We start from the raw sequence: 19,329 nt of genomic DNA on the forward strand, positions 1-19,329 counted from the left end.
GGAATCGATTTAAGGATAAAATTATGCAGCATTCAAAGTGCTACAACGTTCTTTGCGCGTCTCAAAAGACGCGCGGCGCTGTCGTGCGTGTGGTCGGCACGCCATGCGGTGCGAGAACCGGCACGAAAACGCGGCGGGAGGCCCGCGCCGCAACCGGCAGCCCCTGATAAAGCCGCTTCTGCGCCTCGACGATAATGACGCCTGAGAAGGCCGGCCATAGCGTTCGGCCGATCCGCTCGAAGGCGCGGCGAAGGCGCAATATGGCCCTGAGCTTCGAGGGCGGGAAGAACAGCGCTTCAGCAGTCGCGCCCGGCGTGAAATTCGTCTCGCGCAGCAGACTTGTCAGCTGACCGCGGGAATAGGGCCGGCCCGAACCGAAGGGCGTATGTTCCATCCGTGCCCAGACGCCGCGCCGGTTCGGCACGACGATGACCAGCCGCCCGCCCGGTGCCAGCACCCGCCAGAGCTCCTTCAGCGTCTCGCGCGGGCTTTCGGCGAATTCCAGCGAATGCACCATCAGCACCCGGTCGATCGAGGAATCCGGCAGCGGCAGTTCCTCGTCGAAAATCAGCGCCGTCGTCGAGAGCGAGCCCATCGGCCAGTTCACCGCGCCCTGCCCGGCCGGCATGAATGCGAAGGTGCGTTCGGTATCGGCCTGGAAGCGGTCGAGGAAGGGCACGGCATAACCGAGGCCGACCAGACGCTCTTGCGGCAGCCGCACCCAGAGCGATGACAGCGCCATGGCGATCGACTGCTCGGCAAGACGTCCGAGCTCGGAGTGATAGAACTGGCGTAGGTCGACGATATCGGCGTGCATTGCGACAAATGTTATCAGCGGGCGATTGGACTTCAAGGCCGGAACCTCTACATTTCCGCGAGACTCCTGGGATAAGGGATTATTGAACGATGAAACCTTTGGAATTAGACGTTTTTCTCTGCCGCACCGACAATTTCGGCGTTCTCGTGCACGATCCGGAGACAGGCTTTACTGCGGCGATCGATGCACCCGAGGAGGCGCCGATCCTGGAAGCGGCGACACGTCGCGGCTGGAAGATCACCCATATCTTCACCACTCATCATCACACCGACCATGTCACTGCCAACTTGGCGCTGAAGGAGCAGTTCGGCTGCGAGATCATCGGCCCGATCAACGAGGCCATCGCCATTCCCGGCCTCGATCGGGCGATGGCCGATGGCGACAGCTTCCTTTTCGGCGATCACACGGTCAACGTCATCGAGACGCCCGGCCACACCGCCGGCCACATCTGCTATCACTTCGTCGACGATAAGCTGCTGTTTGCCGCCGACACGCTGTTCGCGCTCGGCTGCGGCCGGCTGTTCGAACGCCCTGCCGCCGATATGTGGCATTCCCTGCAGAAACTCGCCGTGCTGCCCGATGAAACCGCCGTTTACTTCGGCCATGAATACACATTGTCCAACGCCCGTTTCGCATTGACCGTCGACCCCGACAATGAGCGCCTGAAGAGCCGTGCCGCCGAGATCGAAGCCTTGCGCGCCGACGGCAAATTCACCATCCCGACGACATTGGGGCTGGAAAAGGAAACCAACCCGTTCCTGCGCGCCGCCGATCCGGCGATCCGCCGCAATCTGCTGATGGAAGGCAAGACGAACGAGGAAGTCTTTGCCGAGATCCGCAAGCGCAAGGACAATTTCTGATGTCGCCCGAGGACATCATCCGCGAACTCGGCATGCAGCCGCATCCTGAAGGTGGCTGGTACGTGCAGACGTTCCGCGATACGGCGGGCGGGGAACGCGGCCATTCGACGGCGATCTATTATCTGCTGACCAGGGGACAGCGTTCGCATTGGCATCGCGTTCATGACGCGGCGGAGGTCTGGCACTATTACGCCGGCGCGCCGCTCTCGCTGCACCGCTCGGAAGACGGAACGGCAAGCGAGACCCTGACGCTTGGAACGAATCTTCCTGCCGGCGAGCGGCCGCAGGCAATCATTCCCGCCAATTGGTGGCAATCGGCCGAAACCCTCGGCGATTTCACCCTGGTCGGCTGCACAGTCTCTCCCGGCTTCGAATTTTCGAGCTTCGAGATGGCGCCGCCCGATTGGAAGCCCGGCGGCTAGAGCATGATGCCGAAAAGTGTGAGCGGTTTTCGGGCAACATCATGCTCAAACTATCTAATTTCGAACATCCTGTCCTAAGGCCTACTCTGCTGCCGCGGACTGCGCCGGAATTTTGCGGCGCAACATCTCCTGGGCGGCGAGCACCGCCCCGCCGGTGACGAGCAGACAGGCAAGGGCGATGCGCCAGTTCGGCTCGGCATATCCGAACAGCACCAGAATCAGTGTCGATAGCAGTGGTGCTGCGTAACTGGCCGCGCCGAGGATCTGGATATCGCCGTTCTTGACGCCGTAATCCCAGGCGTAGAAGGCAGCCCCGACCGGAAAGAGCCCGAGCCCGGCGACGGCGACCCACTCGAAACCCGTTGCCGGCCAGACGGTCGTCTCCAGTCCGAGATGGCAGAAGAACGACAGGATGGAGGTCGCAAGGCAGAAGCCGGTGACGACATCCGTGGAGACGGCGTCGAAGCGCCGCGTCAGCAGCGAATAGCCGGACCATGTGAAGGCGCAGAGAAAGGCAGCCCCGTAACCGATGGCATAGGCGCCGTCGAAATCGATGCCGTTGCGGCTAACGATCAGGAAGGTGCCGCAAAGTCCGGCAAGCGCACCCGCCACATGATACCAGCGCAGCCGTTCGCCCGGCAGCAGCGCCGAACCGACGACGATCAGCAGCGGCCAGAGATAGGCAATCAGCCCCGCCTCCACCGCCGGTGCGTTCCGGAGCGCGGTGAAGTAGAGGAAATGATAGCCGAACAGCCCCGCAATGCCTGTTATCCAAACCTTGGCCGGCTGCTTCAGCAGCGCTAGCCGCGAAGGATTGAGGATAAGCACCACAAGGCCGGGAATGCTACCGATCGCAAAGCAGATGGCCGAAAGCTGGAACGGCGGCATCTTGCCGGAGGCCGCCGTGAACAACGCCAGAAACGACCACATCAGAATGGCCGTAAAGCCGATCAACGTCGCGCGAAGCTTCACCTGTCCCCCTTCACGGAGGCAGAAGCCCCGTCAGCTGTTGCTGCCGTATTTGACGGCAGTGATCGTCACCATTCCATATTCGGTTGGAATGCGCACATAGACGGGAGCATATACATTTGCCGCGTCCGACTTGGCAAACCAGATTTCCATCCGGTTGCTCTTGCTGAGATAGTCGATGTCCTTGCGGCCCTTCTTGTAGCCCGAGCGCGGCACGAAGCGCACGCTGCAGACGGTTGCCTTGCCCTTGAAGCCGTTGGTGGAGAAATCCTCGTCGCCCTTCGGCGAGAGCACCAGATCCATGCGCGTCTCGCCGTCGAAGATCGGCAGCGTCTGCGAGCAGACCTTGGTATCGCCGGTGAAGACCAGGCCGGAGATCGGGTCGAGCACCGAGCGCATGTCGCGCGGTGTGACGTCGATCCAGTTCTTCGGACGCTTCGGCGCCGGTGTCGTCGTCGCCGAGATGATATTGCCGTTGCGGTAGCTGACCTCGTAGACGCGGGCCTTCTTCTTGCCGCTCTTGTAGTAGAGCGAATATTTCTGCGCCTGCAGCCTGTCATTGCGCACGACACCGGTGACGCTGGTCTTTGCCGAAATCGTCGTGACGAGATCGGCAAGACCGGCGGAATTGATGTCACCGGCGATCTTGTAACTGTGATCGTCCTCGATCTGCGTCAGGAACGCGGCGCGCGCGATCGGCAGGCCGGCGAGCGCCACCCGGTATTCCGTCCGATGCTGGATTTCGGCCGCCGATGCCGGTATGGCAAGGAGCGCGGCAATGGCCGAAATGAAAATCCGTCTGCCCGAATGAGCCATGAATCAAGCCTTGTCTTGCCGCGCGCCGGCAGCTCTTGTTAAGCGCTCTATACTCCTGCCGCGAAGGGAAGAAAACAGCAGCTTTTTGACAGAATTGCGGGAAAGGCCAAGGTTTGGCTTGACGCGAGCAGCCTGTCTGACTATAGAACCGCAACTTTCCAATCATGCCCGTTGGATTGCGCGCCTGGCTTTGCCGGGAATGGCAATTCGATGGCCCGAGAAAAAACAAGAATAGGTGTTCCATGTCCCGCGTGTGCGAATTGACCGGCAAGGCCGTCCTGACTGGTAACAATGTCAGCCATGCCAACAACAAGACCAAGCGCCGGTTCCTGCCGAACCTGTGCCAGGTCACGCTGATTTCCGACGCTCTCAACCAGCGTTACCGTCTTCGCGTTTCGGCTGCCGCTCTTCGCACCGTCGAGCATCGTGGCGGCCTCGATGCCTTCCTGCTGAAGGCCAGCGAAAACGAACTGTCGATGCGCGCCCGTCTGCTGCGCCGTCAGATCGCCAAGAAGACCGCCGAAGCCGCTGCTGCGTAAGCTTCTGCCCTTCTTTCATACGGCTTCAAAAGGCTTGAACGGATAAAACCGGACAAGCCTTTTGCTTTGCCGGTCCGTCTCTCCAACTGGTGGCATCACCCAGGATAAAAAAATGCTGAAGACCCGCTCTACCATTGCCTATGTCGCGCTGATGACGCTCGTCGTCGTCGCCTCCAACTTTCTCGTCCAGTTTCCGCTGAACGCCGAAGTCGCCGGCATCAACCTCGCCGACATCCTGACCTGGGGCGCCTTCTCCTATCCGATCGCCTTCCTGATCACCGATCTGACCAATCGTCAGTTCGGCCCGCAGGCAGCCCGCAAGGTCGTCTTTGCCGGCTTCGTCGTCGGCGTGACGCTCTCCTTCTTCACTTCGGTGCCGCGCATCGCCATAGCCTCCGGCTCGGCCTATCTCGCCGGCCAGCTGCTCGATATCGCCGTCTTCAACCGCCTTCGCCGTCAGGCCTGGTGGCGCGCCCCACTGGTCGGCTCGCTGATCGGCTCGGCGCTCGATACGGTGATGTTCTTTTCGCTTTCCTTCGCCGCGTTTTTCGTCCTCCTCGGCCCCAACGATCCCTTTGCGCTCGAAGCAGCCCCCGTCCTCGGCGTCTTCGCCACGGAGGCTCCGCGCTGGATTTCCTGGGCGATCGGCGATTTCGCCGTGAAGATGATCGTCGGCCTCGTCATGCTGCTGCCCTATGGCGCGCTGATGAACGTGCTGCGGCCGATGCAGGCCGCTCGCGCCAGCTAATTGAAGTTACCGACGCCGCCGGATCGCACCGGCGGCGATGGCCGGGTGCAGCAGCACCTCTGCCGCCAGATCGTCGATACCTAGCGATGAATCGAGCCGCAGCACCGGCACTGTCTGCGTTTCCAGCCATTGCTCATGTGCCGCAAGGCTGCGGCGTTCGGGGCCGGCCGTATCGTAGCTCGCCGCCCATTCCAGAAACTCCCCGCTCTTGACGGCCATGTCGCCGCCGGGCCTGATTCTGTTTCCGTATCGGGCAATCTCCCGCGTGAGGATGCGCGTCATTCTAAGCTCCGGATCGATCCTGAGGAACACGATCAGATCGTAGAGTGGCTCAATCGGCCCTCCCCATTTCAGCGCCGATCCGGAGAGAACCCAGCCTTCATGCCGCGCCACCTCATCGAGCAGCAGCCTGATGCGGTCGTCGGCATCCCTCGGCGTCGTGAACGGCGGATCGGTCGGCAGCCAGAAGAAATCGTCGGTGTCGAGATGGGCAATATCGAGCTTCTGGGCGAGCACAAGGCCGAGCGATGTGGTGCCGGAACCGGACGCGCCCATGACGTGAATATGCACCATGATTTCCTCCGCAGGCCAGCCACCGATGCCGCGGGCGGGATAGCCGCGACCTATGACATCAGTTTGACGCTTTGTGTTCGGCCTGTTCGGAAAGCCGGAACTCCAGCATCAGATTGCGCTGCAGGATCGAATGATTGTCGTCCGACACCAGGATGATATGGGTGGTGCCGTCGGCGGCATGAAAGGCATCGAGCCCTTCCATATTGTCGATCTGCGAGTTGAAATTGCCTTCCAGCAGCAATTCGCCGTCAACAATGGCGCCAGGCCTGATATCGGCACCCTTGATGCGCCGAAGACGCATGCCGATGCCTTCGGCCATGTTGAAGCGGCGCTCCAGCAGCAGCAGGTCGCCGTTCGGCAGGAAAGCACCATCGGTGATGTCGAAGCTGCCGTCCCGCTCGACCGAGAAACGCCCTTTCAGCGGCCCGCTGAGAATGGCCGCCAACCGGTTGCCGTCGCTGTCGAGACCGCGTTCGGTGACGATGACCACACCGCCCCGCAGCGGGCTGGATGCCGGCGCCACGGCGATAGTCTCGATGCCGCGGTTGTCGTCCAGCATCTTCCGCGGGATAATAATCGGCAGAGTGGCGATCGCTCCCGAGCCGGTAAAGCCAGGATCGGGATAGATATCGACGCGATGATCCTGCTCGAAGGAGACCAGAATCCGGTCGCCGTCGAGTGCCAGGCCCTCGGCATCCATATGTCCCTTGCCCTCGAAGCTGCGCCCGGCGCTGTTCTTCATCGGCGTGATCTCGACATCCGAGAGACCCGAAAGCCTACCCTTGACGTCACGCTCGATGCCGCCGGTCAGCCACTGGCCGGTATCGAGCACAACGACGAAATGTTTCTGGTCCTGCCGGAAACGGATGGAGGAGAGCGAGCCGAACAGCGCTCTGCTGGAGACCATCTCCAGCCCGCCGAGAAATTCCAGCGAGCCGAATGTCGTCTCCGAAGAGCCGATCCTGAAATCGGAGATTTGCCGGCTAATTACCGGCACGTCGTCGCCGGCCCATGACGAGGAAGCGCCGGCTGCGAGGCAAAGAGCGATCGACGCCGCACGGCAGAGGCGCTTGACCGTCATTCTTCCAGCGGCGTCAGCCGGCACGGCGTATCCGGCCGCCGCGCGGCTGGACGGATTGGTCCTCGAACAGCGAGGCAAGCTGCTCGGTCATCGCACCGGCAAGTTCGTCCGCATCGACGATCGTCACGGCGCGGCGATAGTAGCGCGTCACGTCGTGACCGATGCCGATCGCCAGCAGTTCGACAGGCGAACGCGTCTCGATCTGCTCGATGACGGCGCGCAGGTGCCGCTCCAGATAATTGCCCGGATTGACCGACAGCGTCGAATCGTCGACCGGCGCGCCGTCCGAGATCATCATCAGGATGCGGCGCTGCTCGCGGCGTGCAAGCAGACGATTATGCGCCCAGATCAGCGCCTCGCCGTCGATATTTTCCTTGAGCAGACCCTCGCGCATCATCAGCCCGAGATTGGCGCGTGCCCGCCGCCACGGCGCGTCGGCCGATTTGTAGATGATATGGCGCAGGTCGTTGAGGCGGCCCGGCGTTTGCGGCTTGCCGCCGGCAAGCCAGTTTTCACGCGCCTGCCCGCCCTTCCAGGCCTTCGTCGTAAAGCCGAGGATCTCGACCTTGACGCCGCAGCGCTCCAGCGTGCGCGCGAGAATGTCGGCGCAGGTGGCGGCCACCGTGATCGGCCGGCCGCGCATCGAGCCGGAATTGTCGATGAGCAGGGTGACGACGGTGTCGCGGAACTGGGTGTCGCGCTCCATCTTGAAGGAAAGAGCCTGCATCGGATCGATGATGATGCGCTGCAGCCGGGCCGGATCGAGATAGCCCTCTTCCAAATCGAAATCCCAGGAGCGGTTCTGCTGCGCCATCAGGCGGCGCTGCAGCCGGTTGGCGAGACGGCCGACGGCACCTTGCAGATGCGCCAGCTGCTTGTCGAGGAAGGCGCGCAGGCGCTCCAGCTCGGCAGCGTCGCAAAGTTCCTCGGCGGTGATGATCTCGTCGAACTCTTCGGTAAAGACGTGATAATCGACCTTCTCGTTGAAATCGGCGAAGGGCGTATTTGGACGGCGGGTCTCGCCCGGCGTTTCCGAATCGTCCTCGCCCTCTTCCATCATGTCGTCGTCGGAGATTTCGGCGCCTTCGGTCTCGCCGTCCTCCATCTGCTCGTCGGCGACCTCGCTGTCCTCGACAGGGGCGGCATCCGTGCCGGCATCCTCGTCGACCTCGTCCTGATCCTGCTCGTCGCCGCTCGACTGGTCTTCCTGCTCCGACTGGTCGTCATTGTCGGCATCGCTGTCGTCGTCGCCGTATTCCTCGGCCATTTCCATGGCCGACAGCATGTTGCGGATAACCTTGGCGAAGGCCTGCTGGTCGTTGATCGCGCTCGACAGATTATCGAGTTCGGACCCTGCCTTGTCTTCGATGAAGCCCCGCCAGAGGTCGAGCACCTTGCCGGCGGTTTCAGGCGGGCGCTGGCCGGTCAGCTTCTCGCGCACCATCATCGCAACGGCTTCGCCGACCGGTGCGTCTTCCTGGCGCTCGATGCCGGTGAAATTCGCCTTGGAATATTTCTCTTCCGTCATGGAGCGCAGGTTCGACGCCATGCCCTCCATGCGCAGCGCGCCGATCGATTCGACGCGCGCCTGCTCGACAACATCGAAGATCGCCCGGGCGTCCGAGCCCTGCGGCGCCATCGTCGCGTGCACTTTCTCGTCATGGCAGGCAAGGCGCAACGCCATCGAATCACCGAGCCCGCGGGTGACCGCCAGCTCATGCGCCGTCGGCCGCTTGGAAAGTTCCGGCAGCCGGATGCGCTCGCCGGTCATCCCCGGCCGTTCATTGGCAAAGGTCACCTCGACATCGCCGTCGCCGGCGATCGAGCGCACGCAGCCGGTTATAGCCCGGCGCAGTGGCTCGACGTCGACAGGCGCGCCGGGCTTTGCTTTCGAATTGTCACCGCGAGCTGCCATGATCGGTCGGTCTCAAGCTCCGAGAACGATGTTGGCGGCACTTTCCTTCAGCTCGACGCCGAAGGCGCGCTGATAGTGCTCGGCGACCAGCGGACGCTCCAGCTCGTCGCACTTGTTGAGGAAGGTGACGCGGAAGGCGAAGGCCAGATCGCCGAAAATGTCGGCGTTTTCGGCCCAGGTGATGACGGTGCGTGGGCTCATGACCGTGGACAGATCACCGTTCATGAAGGCGGCGCGCGTCAGGTCGGCGACACGAACCATCTTCGAAACGGTCTCACGGCCGCCTTTGTCCTTGCCGAAGCTCTTCACCTTGGCGGCGACGATATTCACTTCGTGATCATGCGGCAGGTAGTTCAGCGTCGTGACGATCGACCAGCGGTCCATCTGCGCCTGGTTGATCTGCTGCGTGCCGTGATAGAGGCCGGTCGTGTCGCCGAGGCCGATCGTATTGGCGGTCGCAAACAGCCGGAAGGCCGGGTGCGGCCGGATGACGCGGCTTTGATCGAGCAGCGTCAGGCGGCCGGAGGATTCGAGCACGCGTTGGATGACGAACATCACATCGGGACGGCCGGCATCATATTCGTCGAAGACGAGCGCGACATTGTGCTGATAGGCCCAGGGCAGGATGCCGTCCTTGAATTCGGTGACCTGCAGCCCGTCCTTGACGACGATCGCATCCTTGCCGACCAGGTCGATACGGCTGACATGGCTGTCGAGATTGATGCGCACGCAAGGCCAGTTGAGCCGCGCCGCCACCTGCTCGATATGCGACGACTTGCCCGTGCCGTGATAGCCGGAGATCATCACGCGGCGGTTATGGGCGAAGCCTGCGAGAATGGCGAGCGTCGTGTCGCGGTCGAAAAGGTAGTCGGTATCGAGGTCCGGCACATAGGCGTCGCCCTTGCTGTAGGCGGGAACGCGGATGTCGGAATCGATACCGAAGACCTCTCGGACCGAAACGGTGGTATCGGGCAGTTCTGATATATCCAGGTCGATCTTGCTCATCATGTCTCCAAGGCGGGTGCTGCCACCCGGCCATACTGTCTCAGGCCATGTCGCAACCCAGACGCCGCGTTTTTTATTCCGCGCCCGTCCAGGTCGGAACGTCGGCGATACTTCTCCGGGACTGAAACGAAACCTCGGCGGGATAATGACCGCGTGCGAGCATTCTTGAAAGAGTCCCAGACAAGAAACGCCGCGTCCGGAAGGTCGGCGGAGGCGATGTCGGGAAAACGCACAAATATGAGCCGCGTTTGCCTGCGGCCTCAGCCGATTTGGACCATACCCGATTGAAGCCCAAGAGCAAGGACGGGAATTAACAAAAACCGTTCTGCTTCAACAATTGATAGGCCTGTATGACGGCGCGGAAACGCTCCTCCGAGCCACGGTCGCCGCCATTGGCATCCGGATGGTGTTTCTTCACCAGTTCCTTGTAGCGGCTCTTGATCTCCGCCGATGTCGCATTGGCGTCGAGGGCCATCGTTTCGAAGGCCTTGGTCTCCAGCGATTTTAGCTTGCGCGCCTGGGGGAAACGCGGTCCGCTGCCCTTGCCGCCTTCCTTGACGAAGCCGAAGGGATCGCGAACGCGGGTATAGGCGCCGGAGCGGATCTCCGAATGCAGCGGACTGTCCTTCGCCGCCTTGTTGACGCCGACCGTCCATGTCGGCCGGTGGCCGGTGATCGCCTCTTTCTGGTATCGCGCGATCTCGCCGTCCGAAAGACCGGAGAAATAATTGTAGCCCTTGTTGTATTCCTTGACGTGCTCGAAGCAGAACAAGAAGAACTGGCCTTCCGCATTGCGGCCGACCGGAGCGCGATGCGCCCCCTTCTTGTCGCACCCGTCCCATTGACAGGTAGGCGGCGCCTGCTCTGTCTCCGGCTCGCGTTTGCGGCGTGTTCGGATGCGATCGAAATATTTGGAATCAAGTCTCATGACGGCGCTAATTATGGGGCTGTCGCGAAGCGACAACAAGAATTGACAAACGGGAATGTTGCAGGCTTGGTAGGAACCCTTTTCGCGAACCAGCAAGACCGGATGATGACCCTGCGAACCCGCATCGAAGAAAAACTTATCAAAGCCTTCGCGCCCGAACGCCTGAGCGTCATCGACGAAAGCCATCTGCATGCCGGCCACCAGCCTGATATCACGGGCACCGGCGAAACCCATATGCGGGTGAGGATCGTTTCCGGAAAATTCGCCGGCATGTCGAGGCTGGCCCGCCACCGGGCAATCACCGACCTGTTGAAACCGGAGCTCGATGCCGGCCTGCATGCGCTGGCCGTCGAACCGGCTGCACCTGATGAACCGACCCGCTGGTAGCGGCACGCAAGCCCATATAGGCGTTGGCCGTCCAAGATCCAAGCGGAATCAGCCTGGCTTTGCGCCGTCTTCTCCGGCCGGGCGGATGCGCAGCTTGGTGATGCGATTCTTTTCCCGCTTCATGACGACGAAACGCTTGCCGTAGAAGGTGAAGGCTTGGCGCTCTTCCGGGATGGTCATCGATTCGTGGATGACGAGGCCGGCGATCGTCGTCGCCTCCTCGTCGGGCAGATTCCAGTCGAGCGCCCGGTTCAGGTCGCGGATCGGCACGCCGCCATCGACGACGACGGAACCGTCAGCCTCCTGACGCACGCCCTGTATCTCGATATCGTGCTCGTCGGAAATATCGCCGACGATTTCCTCGAGAATATCCTCCAGCGTGACGATGCCCTGCACCTCGCCATATTCGTCGACGACGACCGCGAAATGCTGCTTGCGCCGCAGGAAGGCGTTGAGCTGGTCCTCCAGGTTGGTGCTGTCGGGCACGAACCACGGCTTCTGCGCGATCTTCACGATATCGAGGTTCTGCGGCTCCATATTCGGCTCGGCAAGCGCCCGCAGCAGATCCTTGGCGTGGACGACGCCGATGATGTTGTCGATCGTGCCGCGCCACAACGGCATGCGCGTATAGGGGCTTTCGAGGATGACGCGCACCACCGCTTCCGGCGGATCGTCGGCGTTGATCGCCCGCATCGCGGTGCGATGGACCATGATGTCCGAGAGTTCGAGCTCGCCTAGATCGAGCACGCCGCCGAGACGGTCGCGGTCGGCCTTGACCACCGATCCCTCGCGGTGGAGCAGATCGACGGCGCCGCGCAGCTCTTCATGCGCCGTCAGCATCGATATCTCGCGTGAGAGATTGATGCCGAACAGCGAAAGAATCTGCCGCACGATCGCATTGACAAAGGAGGAAACCGGGCCGACGACGGCAACGAACAGCCTGGCCGGCAGCGCGATAGCGAGTGCGAAACGCTCGGGCGCTGAAATCGCCCAGCTCTTCGGCAGCACTTCGGCGAAGATGACCAGGATGACGGTCATCGCGAGCGTCGCCAGTGCCACCCCGGAACTGCCGAACAGTCCGAGGAAGAGGCTGGTGGCGATCGAGGAGGACAGGATATTGGCGAGATTGTTGCCGATGAGCAGCGCACCGATCAACCGGTCGCGCCGCTCGATCAACTGCCGGACGAGCCCGGCGCGGTCGTCGCCGTTGGCCTCGAGCGTATGGATACGGCTGCGCGAAACGGCGGTCAGCGCCGTCTCCGAGCCAGAAAAGAAGGCGGACATCAGCACGAGCGCCGTGATCGAAAGGATCTCCGGCCAGTATGTCGCGAGAAATGCCAGAGCGCCTTCGACCGTCATCAGGCGTGTTTTTCCTGGAGAAAGCTGATCACTTCGGACGCCGGAACGTCGTCGGCGACGAAGGACTGGCCGATGCCGCGCGTCAGGATGAAGGTGAGCTTGCCGCCCTTGACCTTCTTGTCCTGGGCGATCGCGTCCATTAACTTTTCGGCCGGCGGCAGGTCGCCCGGAATGTCGGAGATGCGGGTCGGCAGGCCGACCTCCTTCAGATGCCGCTCGACGCGGCGCGCATCGTCAGGGCTTGCAAGGTTCATTCGTGCGGAGAATTCGTGCGCCAGCACCATGCCGATCGAAACGCCCTCGCCATGCACGAGGCGGGAGCTGTCATAAGCAGTCGCCGCTTCCAGCGCATGGCCGAAGGTATGGCCGAGATTGAGCAGCGCCCGCGGCCCGTTCTCGCGCTCGTCGGCAACGACGACATCGGCCTTCGCCTGGCAGCTTGCGGCAATCGCCTCGATGCGCGCGGAGCCGCCTGCAAAAACCGCCTTCCAGTTCGCTTCCAGCCAGGCAAAGAAATCCGGCTTGTCGATCAGCCCGTATTTCGCGACCTCGGCGTAGCCTGCGCGGAATTCGCGCGCGCTCAGCGAATTCAGCACATCCGTATCGGCCAGAACCAGGTCCGGCTGGTGGAACACGCCGATCAGGTTCTTGCCGTGGCGGGAATTGATCCCGGTCTTGCCGCCGACGGAGGAATCGACCTGCGACAGCAGCGAGGTCGGCACCTGGACGAAGCGCACCCCGCGGCGGACGATGCCGGCCGCAAACCCGGAAAGATCGCCGATGACGCCGCCACCGAGCGCGATGACGTAATCGTTGCGCTCGACGCGGGCTTCGAGCACCTTGTCGCAGACCGTGATCAGATGCTCGAAGCTCTTGGTCTTCTCGCCGGCCGGCAGGACGACCTCAGCCGAGGCGATACCCGCTTCCTCCAGACTTGCGACGAGGGCCTTGAGATAGAGCGGCGCGACATTTTCGTCGGTGATAACAGCCGCCTTGCGGCCCTTGAGCCGGGAGGCGATCTCGGCGCCGGCCCGCGCAATCAGCCCCGGCCCGATCAGTATGTCATAGGCGCGCTCGCCGAGCGGCACATGCACCGTTCGGATGGCGGAGGCGGAGGTTATCGCATTCATGACGCTGCACTTTCCTTCTGAGCTTCGATCAAGGCCTTCAACACCTCGTCGGCCATGATTTCCTTGCGCACATCGCGCGAAAGCACGGTCAGATCGGCCTGCGCATAGATCGGATAACGCGCATTCATCAGGCCCTCGAGCGTCTGCTTCGGGTTTTCGGTCTTGAGCAGCGGCCGCGTGTCGCGCTTGGCGACCCGGTCCCAGAGCACGTCGAGATCGGCCTTCAACCAGACGGAAAGGCCGCCCTTCTTGATATGTCTGCGCGTCCGGTCGTTGATGAAGGCGCCACCTCCGGTGGAGACGACCCGCGGCCCGCTCTTCAGCAACCGCTTCATCACCCGCGCTTCCAGCGCCCGGAATTCCTGCTCGCCATAGGCGGCGAAAAGCTCGGCGATCGTCATGCGCGAAACCCGCTCGATCTCGAGATCGCTGTCGATGAAGGGAATGGCGAGCTGGTTGGCGACGATGCGCCCGACGGAGGATTTTCCGGCGCCCATCAGGCCGACAAGGATCAGATTGCGTGAACCGAGCGCGGCGCGAGCTCTGTCTTTCAAGCTGTCAGCAACGGTCAGCAGTTGTTCACTCATCGGTCCATTCACACTTTGTTTGCAAACGGTATCGACAAATGCAGGTGGAGCGTCAAGTCGCGGACAAGGGAATCATGGCGTGAATACCGCTTCTTGCACTTGCAGATAGGCTTCTTATAACAGAAGCAGAGCATGAAGGAGTTGCTGAATGCCGACCCTGTTCCGTTTCCTGTTCGTCTGCGCGATCCTCGCCGGGACGGTCTACGGAGCGATGCTGGCGCTTGTGACCTTCGTCGAGCCCGAGCCGCGCGACGTGACGATCCGCATTCCGTCCGAGCGGGTCAATCCGCCCGCAACGGGCGCGATCAACACGACCAGGAAGTGACCGGCATGGTGGATCTCGGCCGCGTCCATGTGGAATCCTTCCTGGAGATGATGAGCGCCGAGCGGGGTGCTGCCGCCAACACGCTGCAATCCTATGAACGCGATCTCGACGATATCAGATCCTTCCTGAAGGAGCGCAGCATACGGCTCACCGAAGCCGCCTCCGCCGATCTCGCCGCCTATCTCTCCTCACTCGCCCGAAAGGGCTTCAAACCCTCCTCCCAGGCGCGCCGGCTTGCGGCCATGCGGCAGTTCTACAAGTTTCTCTACGCCGAGGGCCTGAGGACCGACGACCCCACAGGCATTCTCGACGCGCCGAAGAAGGGCCGTCCGCTGCCGAAGACGATGGGCGTCGAGGAGGTCGGCAGGTTGCTTTCGCAGGCCGAGGCCGAAGCCGATGATGCGGCTCCGGGCCAGCTGCAGCGCCTGCGCATGCTGGCACTGCTGGAGCTGCTCTATGCCACCGGCATGCGTGTCAGCGAACTTGTCTCGCTTCCTGCCCGCGTGCTCGATCAGGAAGGCCGTTTCCTGATGATCCGCGGCAAGGGCAACAAGGAGCGGCTGGTGCCGCTGTCGCAATCGGCGATATCAGCGCTGAAATCCTATGGGCGCCTGCTGGCGGCCGAAAATGCAGCGGCGAAGGAGCCGCAGCAAAGCCCCTGGCTGTTTCCCTCCGTCTCGAAGGAAGGATATCTGCCGCGCCAGGTATTTGCCCGCGACCTCAAGAACCTGGCAATCCGCGCCGGCCTGACGCCGTCGCTGATCTCGCCGCATGTCATGCGCCACGCCTTTGCCAGCCACCTGCTTGCCAACGGCGCCGATCTGCGCGTCGTACAGGAACTCCTCGGCCATTCGGACATTTCGACCACACAGATTTACACCCATGTCCTCGAAGAGAGGCTGCAGCAGCTTGTCCAGACGCATCACCCCCTTGCCAAACAGGCGAAAAAGCACGAATAGGACCGGCGACAAGGGGCGGAGCCAGGAAAACGCCCCGGGCACAAGGAACGGAAACGCACCTCATGCACAATTATCTCGACTTCGAAAAGCCGATCTCCGACCTCGAAGGCAAGATCATCGAGCTGAAGAAGCTCGCAACGGAAGACGAGAGCATCGACACCACCGATGAGATCGGCCGGCTGGAGGTTCGCGTCCGTGAGGCCATCGTTGAAATCTATTCCAGGCTCAATCCCTGGCAGAAGACGCAGGTCGCCCGCCATCCGCAGCGCCCGCATTTCGTCGATTACGCCAAGACGCTGTTCCAGGAATTCACGCCGCTTGCCGGCGACCGCAAATTTTCCGAGGATGCCGCGATCCAGGCGGGGCTTGCCCGTTTCCGCGGCCAGCCCGTCGCCGTCATCGGCCAGGAGAAGGGCAATGACACCAAGAGCCGCCTGAAGCACAATTTCGGCAGCCCCCGGCCGGAAGGCTATCGCAAGGCGATCCGCATCCTTGAGATGGCCGACCGTTTCGGTCTGCCGGTGATTTCGCTGGTGGATACGGCAGGCGCCTATCCCGGCGTCGGCGCCGAGGAGCGCGGCCAGGCCGAAGCGATCGCCCGCTCCACGGAAATGTGCCTGGGCGTCAAGGTTCCACTCGTCTCCGTCGTCATCGGCGAAGGCGGCTCGGGCGGCGCGATTGCCATCGCCACCGGCAACAAGGTCTATATGCTCGAGCATTCGATCTACAGCGTCATCTCGCCGGAAGGGGCAGCCTCCATCCTCTGGCGCGATTCCACCCGCGCCCGGGAAGCGGCGACCAACATGAAGATCACCGCCGAAGACCTGAAATCGCTTGGCGTCATCGACGGCATCATTTCCGAGCCGCTCGGCGGCGCGCATCGTGATCCCGACAGCGTGATCGCAGCAACCGGCGACGTGATCGCCAATGCTCTGGCCGAAATGGCACCCCGCTCCGGCGAGCAGCTGCGCAACGACCGCCGCCAGAAATTCCTCGCCATGGGCCGCAATCTCTAACAGACATTCGGTTTCTCATCGATTGGGGCCAAATCTTGGCCACATTGATGTTATCTGTAGCATTTCGCGCTTGCGGGGATGTTCCAGGCACGTCATAGGCTGGTAAGGACTTATAAAGTATAAGCCGTCTATGATTCCGTTTGATGCCCGGACTCCATGGGCGGACCGGGTCGCATTATCTTTATGGGCTAGTTGGGATGCGCATACGTTATTTTGCCTATATTTCCCTCATGGCGCTGGCTCTCTCCGGCTGCAATGACGCGTTGGAAACCGCGCAGGTCGATCTTTCCAAGGTCAAGAACAAGGTCGAGCAGCCGCTTCCCAGCCACATCCTCACTGCCATGGCCGCCAAGGGCATGGACCGCAATTCGCCGATCATGATCCGCATCTTCAAGGAAGAAGGTGCCATGGAGATCTGGAAGGCGAAGACCGACAACCGTTTCGACAAGATCGCCGATTACAAGATCTGTGCCTGGTCCGGCCGTCTCGGCCCGAAGGTAAAGACCGGCGACCGGCAGGCGCCGGAAGGTTTCTACGACCTGACGCGCGCCAACCTGAATCCCAATTCGAAATATTATCTGGCGATCAACACCGGTTTCCCAAACCGCTACGACGCGGCGAACGGCCGCACCGGCTCCGATCTGATGATCCACGGCGCCTGCTCGTCCTCCGGCTGCTACTCGATGACCGACCAGCAGGTGCTGGAGATCTACGCCTTCGCCCGCGACGCCTTCAAGGGCGGCCAGTCGACCGTGCAGCTACAAGCTTTCCCCTTCCGCATGACGGCGGAAAATATGGTGAAGCATCGCCTCGACAGCAGTTACGACTTCTGGAAGATGCTGAAGGTCGGGTACGACAATTTCGAAGTGACGAAGCGCCCGCCTGAGGTGAACGTCTGCGAGAAGAAATACGTGTTCAACCAGCAGGCAACCGACGGCAGCGCCTTCAATGCCGCCGGCAAGTGCCCTGCTATGTCGACGCCGCCGGCGCTGACGGCGGCCCTTGCCGCCTACGGCAAGACCTACGATGCCGATTATGCCAAGGCGATGAGCAAATTTGACGGCATGGCCTGGTACGACCCGTCTGAAGCCGAACGCAAGGCGGTGGTCGCCAAGACGCGCAAGGGCCGTGAACTCGCTTACGCCCCGACCGGAACCTCGCTGGAAGCCGGCCGCATGGTCAAGGTCGCCGAACTCGAAGACCTGATGGCCAAGCGCACCGAGCAGGGCCTCGCCGCCAAGACGGCACCGGGTGCCACGCCTGTCGCCCCTGCCCAGCCGCAAGCCGTCGCTGCCGCGGCACCCGCGGTCGTGCCGGTGCCGATGCAGAACCCGCTGGCCTTTGCGGCGCCCGAACCGCAGGAAACGGCGGAAGCCACGGCAAAGAAGCCGTTCTGGAAATTCTGGGCGAGGAACTGAACGGCTTGAACCCCGTTCTCTACGATCTTCGCGGCCTGAAATGCCCATTCCCCGTGATCAAGACACGCAAGAAGCTCGCCGCCATGGCGAGCGGCACGCTCATTCGCGTCGACACCACCGATCCGCTTGCGGTGATCGACATGCCGCATTTCTGCAATGAGGACGGCCACGAACTGATCGAGACGGAAAAGACCGAAAACGGCCACCGCTTCCTGATCCGCAAGCGCTAAAGCGCGTCGCGATCTTTCAGATTCGCTTGCCGCGCTTTAGGTCTTTGTTTTCCGCATGTCTTTGGCGCAAAATCGCTGCACACTTTTGCGCGACATGCTTTTAAATTCTGAGGCCGGGGATAGCGAGCGGATTGTCCGACAGCGCCGCACGATCCGGCATGTCGATGCGCGGCTTGCCGAGGAAGGCGTCGAAGAGATCCTTCACGAAGGCTTCCGGCAGATCCCGGGTGATCAGCACCATGCGTGTGCGCCGGTCTTCCCCCGGCCAGGCGGCAAGCCGCACCGGCGGATGGAAGATGCTCTGCACCCCATGCAGCACCAGCGGCCGATCCGGCCGGTCGGAGACCGAGACGATCGCCTTCATCCTCAACAGCTTCTCGCCATGGGCAGAGCGCAGGAGATCGATGAACATCTCGAGCGCCATCGGATCGATCGGCTTCTCCTCGACGATCGAGAAAGAGCGGATCGAGGCGTCGTGACGATTGACGTCATGCGGATCCTGATGCGCGTGCTCATGGTGATCGCCATCACGATCATGATTGTGATCGTGATGATGATGCGCCTCGTGCGCATCCTCATCCTGCAGCCAGCGGCCGACATCGGCGATCTTCGTTGCCGGATCGTAGAGCCCGTTGACCAGCACTGCGGCAGTACCCGCCTCGGCACTGTCGGCATCCATCATCACCGCACGCGGATTGAGCGCCCGCAGGTTTTTTTCCAGCTCGTCCGTTGCCTCGGCCATCGCCTTTTTCGAAACGATCAGCCGATCCGCGACCGCCGCCTGCTTGCGCGCTTCCTCGTGATTGTCGAGCGTCTGCAGCCCATTCACGGCGTCGACGACGGTGACGACGCCGTCCAGCTCGAAATTCGTGGCGATGACGGGATTGCCCATGATCGCCTGCATGACCGGTGAAGGATCGGCAAGACCCGTCGTCTCGATGACGACGCGTTTCACCGGCTTGACGCGGCCTGTCTGCACCGCGTCCATCAGGTTCGCCAGCGTATCCACCAGCTCGCCGCGCACGGTGCAGCAGAGGCACCCGTCTGATAGTTCGATAATCGAATCGCCGGAGCTTTCGACTAGCAGATGGTCGATGCCGACATCGCCGAATTCGTTGATGATGACCGCCGCATCTTTCATCACCGGATCTTTGAGGATGCGGTTGAGCAGCGTCGATTTGCCGGCGCCGAGAAAGCCGGTCAGGATGGTGACCGGAATCCTGTCGTTGAGCGCGCTCATGTCAT

The 19,329-nt window shown here is 62.0% G+C and carries 22 protein-coding genes; 10 read left to right on the forward strand and 12 right to left on the reverse strand.

Annotated elements, in window-relative coordinates; genetic code table 11:
* Window positions 1-61: 61 nt before the first annotated feature.
* Entirely contained in the window at window positions 62-853 is a 792-nt protein-coding gene (locus tag N1937_RS20065) for a class I SAM-dependent methyltransferase (RefSeq protein WP_162116800.1), read from the reverse strand.
* A gap of 53 nt (window positions 854-906) precedes the next feature.
* Here N1937_RS20065 and gloB point away from each other — a divergent pair, with 53 nt between their 5' ends.
* Both gloB and N1937_RS20075 read left to right on the forward strand, forming a co-directional pair.
* The gene (gloB, locus tag N1937_RS20070) at window positions 907-1,677 is read left to right on the forward strand and encodes a hydroxyacylglutathione hydrolase (RefSeq protein ID WP_260056824.1); all 771 of its coding nucleotides are present in this window, start codon (window positions 907-909) and stop codon (window positions 1,675-1,677) included.
* Window positions 1,677-2,099, forward strand: a complete 423-nt coding sequence (locus N1937_RS20075; RefSeq protein ID WP_168324669.1) for a cupin domain-containing protein — start codon at window positions 1,677-1,679, stop codon at window positions 2,097-2,099. The genes gloB and N1937_RS20075 overlap by 1 nt, the downstream gene beginning before the upstream one ends.
* A gap of 81 nt (window positions 2,100-2,180) precedes the next feature.
* On the opposite strand, the gene yddG is transcribed toward N1937_RS20075, so the two are convergent.
* On the reverse strand, window positions 2,181-3,071 hold the full coding sequence (gene yddG / locus N1937_RS20080) for an aromatic amino acid exporter YddG (protein WP_260056825.1): 891 nt from the start codon (window positions 3,069-3,071) through the stop codon (window positions 2,181-2,183).
* Window positions 3,072-3,101: 30 nt separating this feature from the next.
* Entirely contained in the window at window positions 3,102-3,884 is a 783-nt protein-coding gene (locus N1937_RS20085) for a DUF3108 domain-containing protein (RefSeq protein ID WP_162116804.1), read from the reverse strand.
* Window positions 3,885-4,126: 242 nt separating this feature from the next.
* Here N1937_RS20085 and rpmB point away from each other — a divergent pair, with 242 nt between their 5' ends.
* Complete coding sequence (rpmB, locus tag N1937_RS20090) at window positions 4,127-4,423, forward strand: 50S ribosomal protein L28 (protein ID WP_003543341.1); 297 nt, start codon at window positions 4,127-4,129, stop codon at window positions 4,421-4,423.
* A gap of 112 nt (window positions 4,424-4,535) precedes the next feature.
* Window positions 4,536-5,171 (forward strand): VUT family protein, encoded by a 636-nt coding sequence (locus tag N1937_RS20095; protein WP_170257067.1) that lies wholly within the window; start codon window positions 4,536-4,538, stop codon window positions 5,169-5,171.
* A gap of 6 nt (window positions 5,172-5,177) precedes the next feature.
* On the opposite strand, the gene N1937_RS20100 is transcribed toward N1937_RS20095, so the two are convergent.
* The 5 genes from N1937_RS20100 to N1937_RS20120 all read right to left on the reverse strand — a co-directional run bounded on the left by N1937_RS20100 (window position 5,178) and on the right by N1937_RS20120 (window position 10,673).
* Window positions 5,178-5,744 carry an ATP-binding protein gene (locus N1937_RS20100; protein ID WP_222293066.1) on the reverse strand — a complete coding sequence of 189 codons (567 nt, stop codon included), beginning with the start codon at window positions 5,742-5,744 and terminating at the stop codon, window positions 5,178-5,180.
* Between the two features lie 58 nt (window positions 5,745-5,802).
* Window positions 5,803-6,825 (reverse strand): esterase-like activity of phytase family protein, encoded by a 1,023-nt coding sequence (locus N1937_RS20105; protein ID WP_260056826.1) that lies wholly within the window; start codon window positions 6,823-6,825, stop codon window positions 5,803-5,805.
* Window positions 6,826-6,838: 13 nt separating this feature from the next.
* On the reverse strand, window positions 6,839-8,740 hold the full coding sequence (gene cobT, locus N1937_RS20110; protein WP_260056827.1) for a cobaltochelatase subunit CobT: 1,902 nt from the start codon (window positions 8,738-8,740) through the stop codon (window positions 6,839-6,841).
* A 12-nt stretch (window positions 8,741-8,752) separates the two neighbouring features.
* Window positions 8,753-9,745, reverse strand: coding sequence for a cobaltochelatase subunit CobS (cobS, locus tag N1937_RS20115; protein WP_017966331.1), 993 nt, complete (start codon window positions 9,743-9,745; stop codon window positions 8,753-8,755).
* 310 nt (window positions 9,746-10,055) lie between these two features.
* Window positions 10,056-10,673 (reverse strand): J domain-containing protein, encoded by a 618-nt coding sequence (locus tag N1937_RS20120; protein ID WP_017966330.1) that lies wholly within the window; start codon window positions 10,671-10,673, stop codon window positions 10,056-10,058.
* Window positions 10,674-10,775: 102 nt separating this feature from the next.
* Between N1937_RS20120 and N1937_RS20125 the strand changes: the two genes are divergently transcribed.
* Window positions 10,776-11,060 (forward strand): BolA family protein, encoded by a 285-nt coding sequence (locus N1937_RS20125; protein WP_017966329.1) that lies wholly within the window; start codon window positions 10,776-10,778, stop codon window positions 11,058-11,060.
* Between the two features lie 48 nt (window positions 11,061-11,108).
* On the opposite strand, the gene N1937_RS20130 is transcribed toward N1937_RS20125, so the two are convergent.
* Genes N1937_RS20130 through N1937_RS20140 form a run of 3 tightly spaced genes read right to left on the reverse strand, consistent with a single transcriptional unit; the run spans window position 11,109 to window position 14,136 of the window.
* Window positions 11,109-12,419: an HlyC/CorC family transporter gene (locus N1937_RS20130; RefSeq protein ID WP_170260984.1), complete on the reverse strand. Its 1,311-nt coding sequence runs from the start codon at window positions 12,417-12,419 to the stop codon at window positions 11,109-11,111.
* Window positions 12,419-13,549: a 3-dehydroquinate synthase gene (aroB, locus tag N1937_RS20135; RefSeq protein WP_260056828.1), complete on the reverse strand. Its 1,131-nt coding sequence runs from the start codon at window positions 13,547-13,549 to the stop codon at window positions 12,419-12,421. Before aroB ends, N1937_RS20130 begins: the two co-directional genes overlap by 1 nt.
* Entirely contained in the window at window positions 13,546-14,136 is a 591-nt protein-coding gene (locus tag N1937_RS20140) for a shikimate kinase (protein WP_162116810.1), read from the reverse strand. The genes aroB and N1937_RS20140 overlap by 4 nt, the downstream gene beginning before the upstream one ends.
* A gap of 148 nt (window positions 14,137-14,284) precedes the next feature.
* On the opposite strand from N1937_RS20140, the gene N1937_RS20145 reads away from it, so the two are divergent.
* From N1937_RS20145 to N1937_RS20165, 5 genes are all read left to right on the forward strand, one after another.
* Window positions 14,285-14,461, forward strand: a complete 177-nt coding sequence (locus tag N1937_RS20145) for a hypothetical protein (RefSeq protein ID WP_017966325.1) — start codon at window positions 14,285-14,287, stop codon at window positions 14,459-14,461.
* Window positions 14,462-14,466: 5 nt separating this feature from the next.
* Complete coding sequence (xerD, locus tag N1937_RS20150; protein WP_260056829.1) at window positions 14,467-15,420, forward strand: site-specific tyrosine recombinase XerD; 954 nt, start codon at window positions 14,467-14,469, stop codon at window positions 15,418-15,420.
* Window positions 15,421-15,482: 62 nt separating this feature from the next.
* Window positions 15,483-16,436, forward strand: a complete 954-nt coding sequence (locus N1937_RS20155; RefSeq protein ID WP_017966323.1) for an acetyl-CoA carboxylase carboxyltransferase subunit alpha — start codon at window positions 15,483-15,485, stop codon at window positions 16,434-16,436.
* 197 nt (window positions 16,437-16,633) lie between these two features.
* Entirely contained in the window at window positions 16,634-17,854 is a 1,221-nt protein-coding gene (locus tag N1937_RS20160; RefSeq protein ID WP_162116812.1) for a L,D-transpeptidase family protein, read from the forward strand.
* Window positions 17,855-17,859: 5 nt separating this feature from the next.
* On the forward strand, window positions 17,860-18,084 hold the full coding sequence (locus N1937_RS20165) for a sulfurtransferase TusA family protein (protein ID WP_012759205.1): 225 nt from the start codon (window positions 17,860-17,862) through the stop codon (window positions 18,082-18,084).
* A 100-nt stretch (window positions 18,085-18,184) separates the two neighbouring features.
* Here the strand turns inward: N1937_RS20165 and N1937_RS20170 are convergent, their stop codons facing one another.
* The gene (locus tag N1937_RS20170) at window positions 18,185-19,324 is read right to left on the reverse strand and encodes a CobW family GTP-binding protein (protein WP_222279675.1); all 1,140 of its coding nucleotides are present in this window, start codon (window positions 19,322-19,324) and stop codon (window positions 18,185-18,187) included.
* Window positions 19,325-19,329 lie beyond the last annotated feature (5 nt).

It is taken from the genome of Rhizobium sp. WSM4643, assembly GCF_025152745.1.
Lineage (GTDB): Bacteria > Pseudomonadota > Alphaproteobacteria > Rhizobiales > Rhizobiaceae > Rhizobium > Rhizobium leguminosarum_I.

What these genes read in the sequence shown, in the direction of transcription:
- N1937_RS20085 (WP_162116804.1), bottom strand. Translation starts at nt 3,884, where the DNA reads ATGGCTCATTCGGGCAGACGGATTTTCATTTCGGCCATTGCCGCGCTC.
- N1937_RS20075 (WP_168324669.1), top strand. Translation starts at nt 1,677, where the DNA reads ATGTCGCCCGAGGACATCATCCGCGAACTCGGCATGCAGCCGCATCCT.
- N1937_RS20095 (WP_170257067.1), top strand. Translation starts at nt 4,536, where the DNA reads ATGCTGAAGACCCGCTCTACCATTGCCTATGTCGCGCTGATGACGCTC.
- N1937_RS20100 (WP_222293066.1), bottom strand. Translation starts at nt 5,744, where the DNA reads ATGGTGCATATTCACGTCATGGGCGCGTCCGGTTCCGGCACCACATCG.
- N1937_RS20155 (WP_017966323.1), top strand. Translation starts at nt 15,483, where the DNA reads ATGCACAATTATCTCGACTTCGAAAAGCCGATCTCCGACCTCGAAGGC.
- N1937_RS20140 (WP_162116810.1), bottom strand. Translation starts at nt 14,136, where the DNA reads ATGAGTGAACAACTGCTGACCGTTGCTGACAGCTTGAAAGACAGAGCT.
- rpmB (WP_003543341.1), top strand. Translation starts at nt 4,127, where the DNA reads ATGTCCCGCGTGTGCGAATTGACCGGCAAGGCCGTCCTGACTGGTAAC.
- N1937_RS20120 (WP_017966330.1), bottom strand. Translation starts at nt 10,673, where the DNA reads ATGAGACTTGATTCCAAATATTTCGATCGCATCCGAACACGCCGCAAA.
- gloB (WP_260056824.1), top strand. Translation starts at nt 907, where the DNA reads ATGAAACCTTTGGAATTAGACGTTTTTCTCTGCCGCACCGACAATTTC.
- aroB (WP_260056828.1), bottom strand. Translation starts at nt 13,549, where the DNA reads ATGAATGCGATAACCTCCGCCTCCGCCATCCGAACGGTGCATGTGCCG.
- N1937_RS20160 (WP_162116812.1), top strand. Translation starts at nt 16,634, where the DNA reads ATGCGCATACGTTATTTTGCCTATATTTCCCTCATGGCGCTGGCTCTC.
- N1937_RS20170 (WP_222279675.1), bottom strand. Translation starts at nt 19,324, where the DNA reads ATGAGCGCGCTCAACGACAGGATTCCGGTCACCATCCTGACCGGCTTT.
- N1937_RS20145 (WP_017966325.1), top strand. Translation starts at nt 14,285, where the DNA reads ATGCCGACCCTGTTCCGTTTCCTGTTCGTCTGCGCGATCCTCGCCGGG.
- xerD (WP_260056829.1), top strand. Translation starts at nt 14,467, where the DNA reads ATGGTGGATCTCGGCCGCGTCCATGTGGAATCCTTCCTGGAGATGATG.
- N1937_RS20125 (WP_017966329.1), top strand. Translation starts at nt 10,776, where the DNA reads ATGATGACCCTGCGAACCCGCATCGAAGAAAAACTTATCAAAGCCTTC.
- N1937_RS20130 (WP_170260984.1), bottom strand. Translation starts at nt 12,419, where the DNA reads ATGACGGTCGAAGGCGCTCTGGCATTTCTCGCGACATACTGGCCGGAG.
- N1937_RS20105 (WP_260056826.1), bottom strand. Translation starts at nt 6,825, where the DNA reads ATGACGGTCAAGCGCCTCTGCCGTGCGGCGTCGATCGCTCTTTGCCTC.
- cobS (WP_017966331.1), bottom strand. Translation starts at nt 9,745, where the DNA reads ATGAGCAAGATCGACCTGGATATATCAGAACTGCCCGATACCACCGTT.
- cobT (WP_260056827.1), bottom strand. Translation starts at nt 8,740, where the DNA reads ATGGCAGCTCGCGGTGACAATTCGAAAGCAAAGCCCGGCGCGCCTGTC.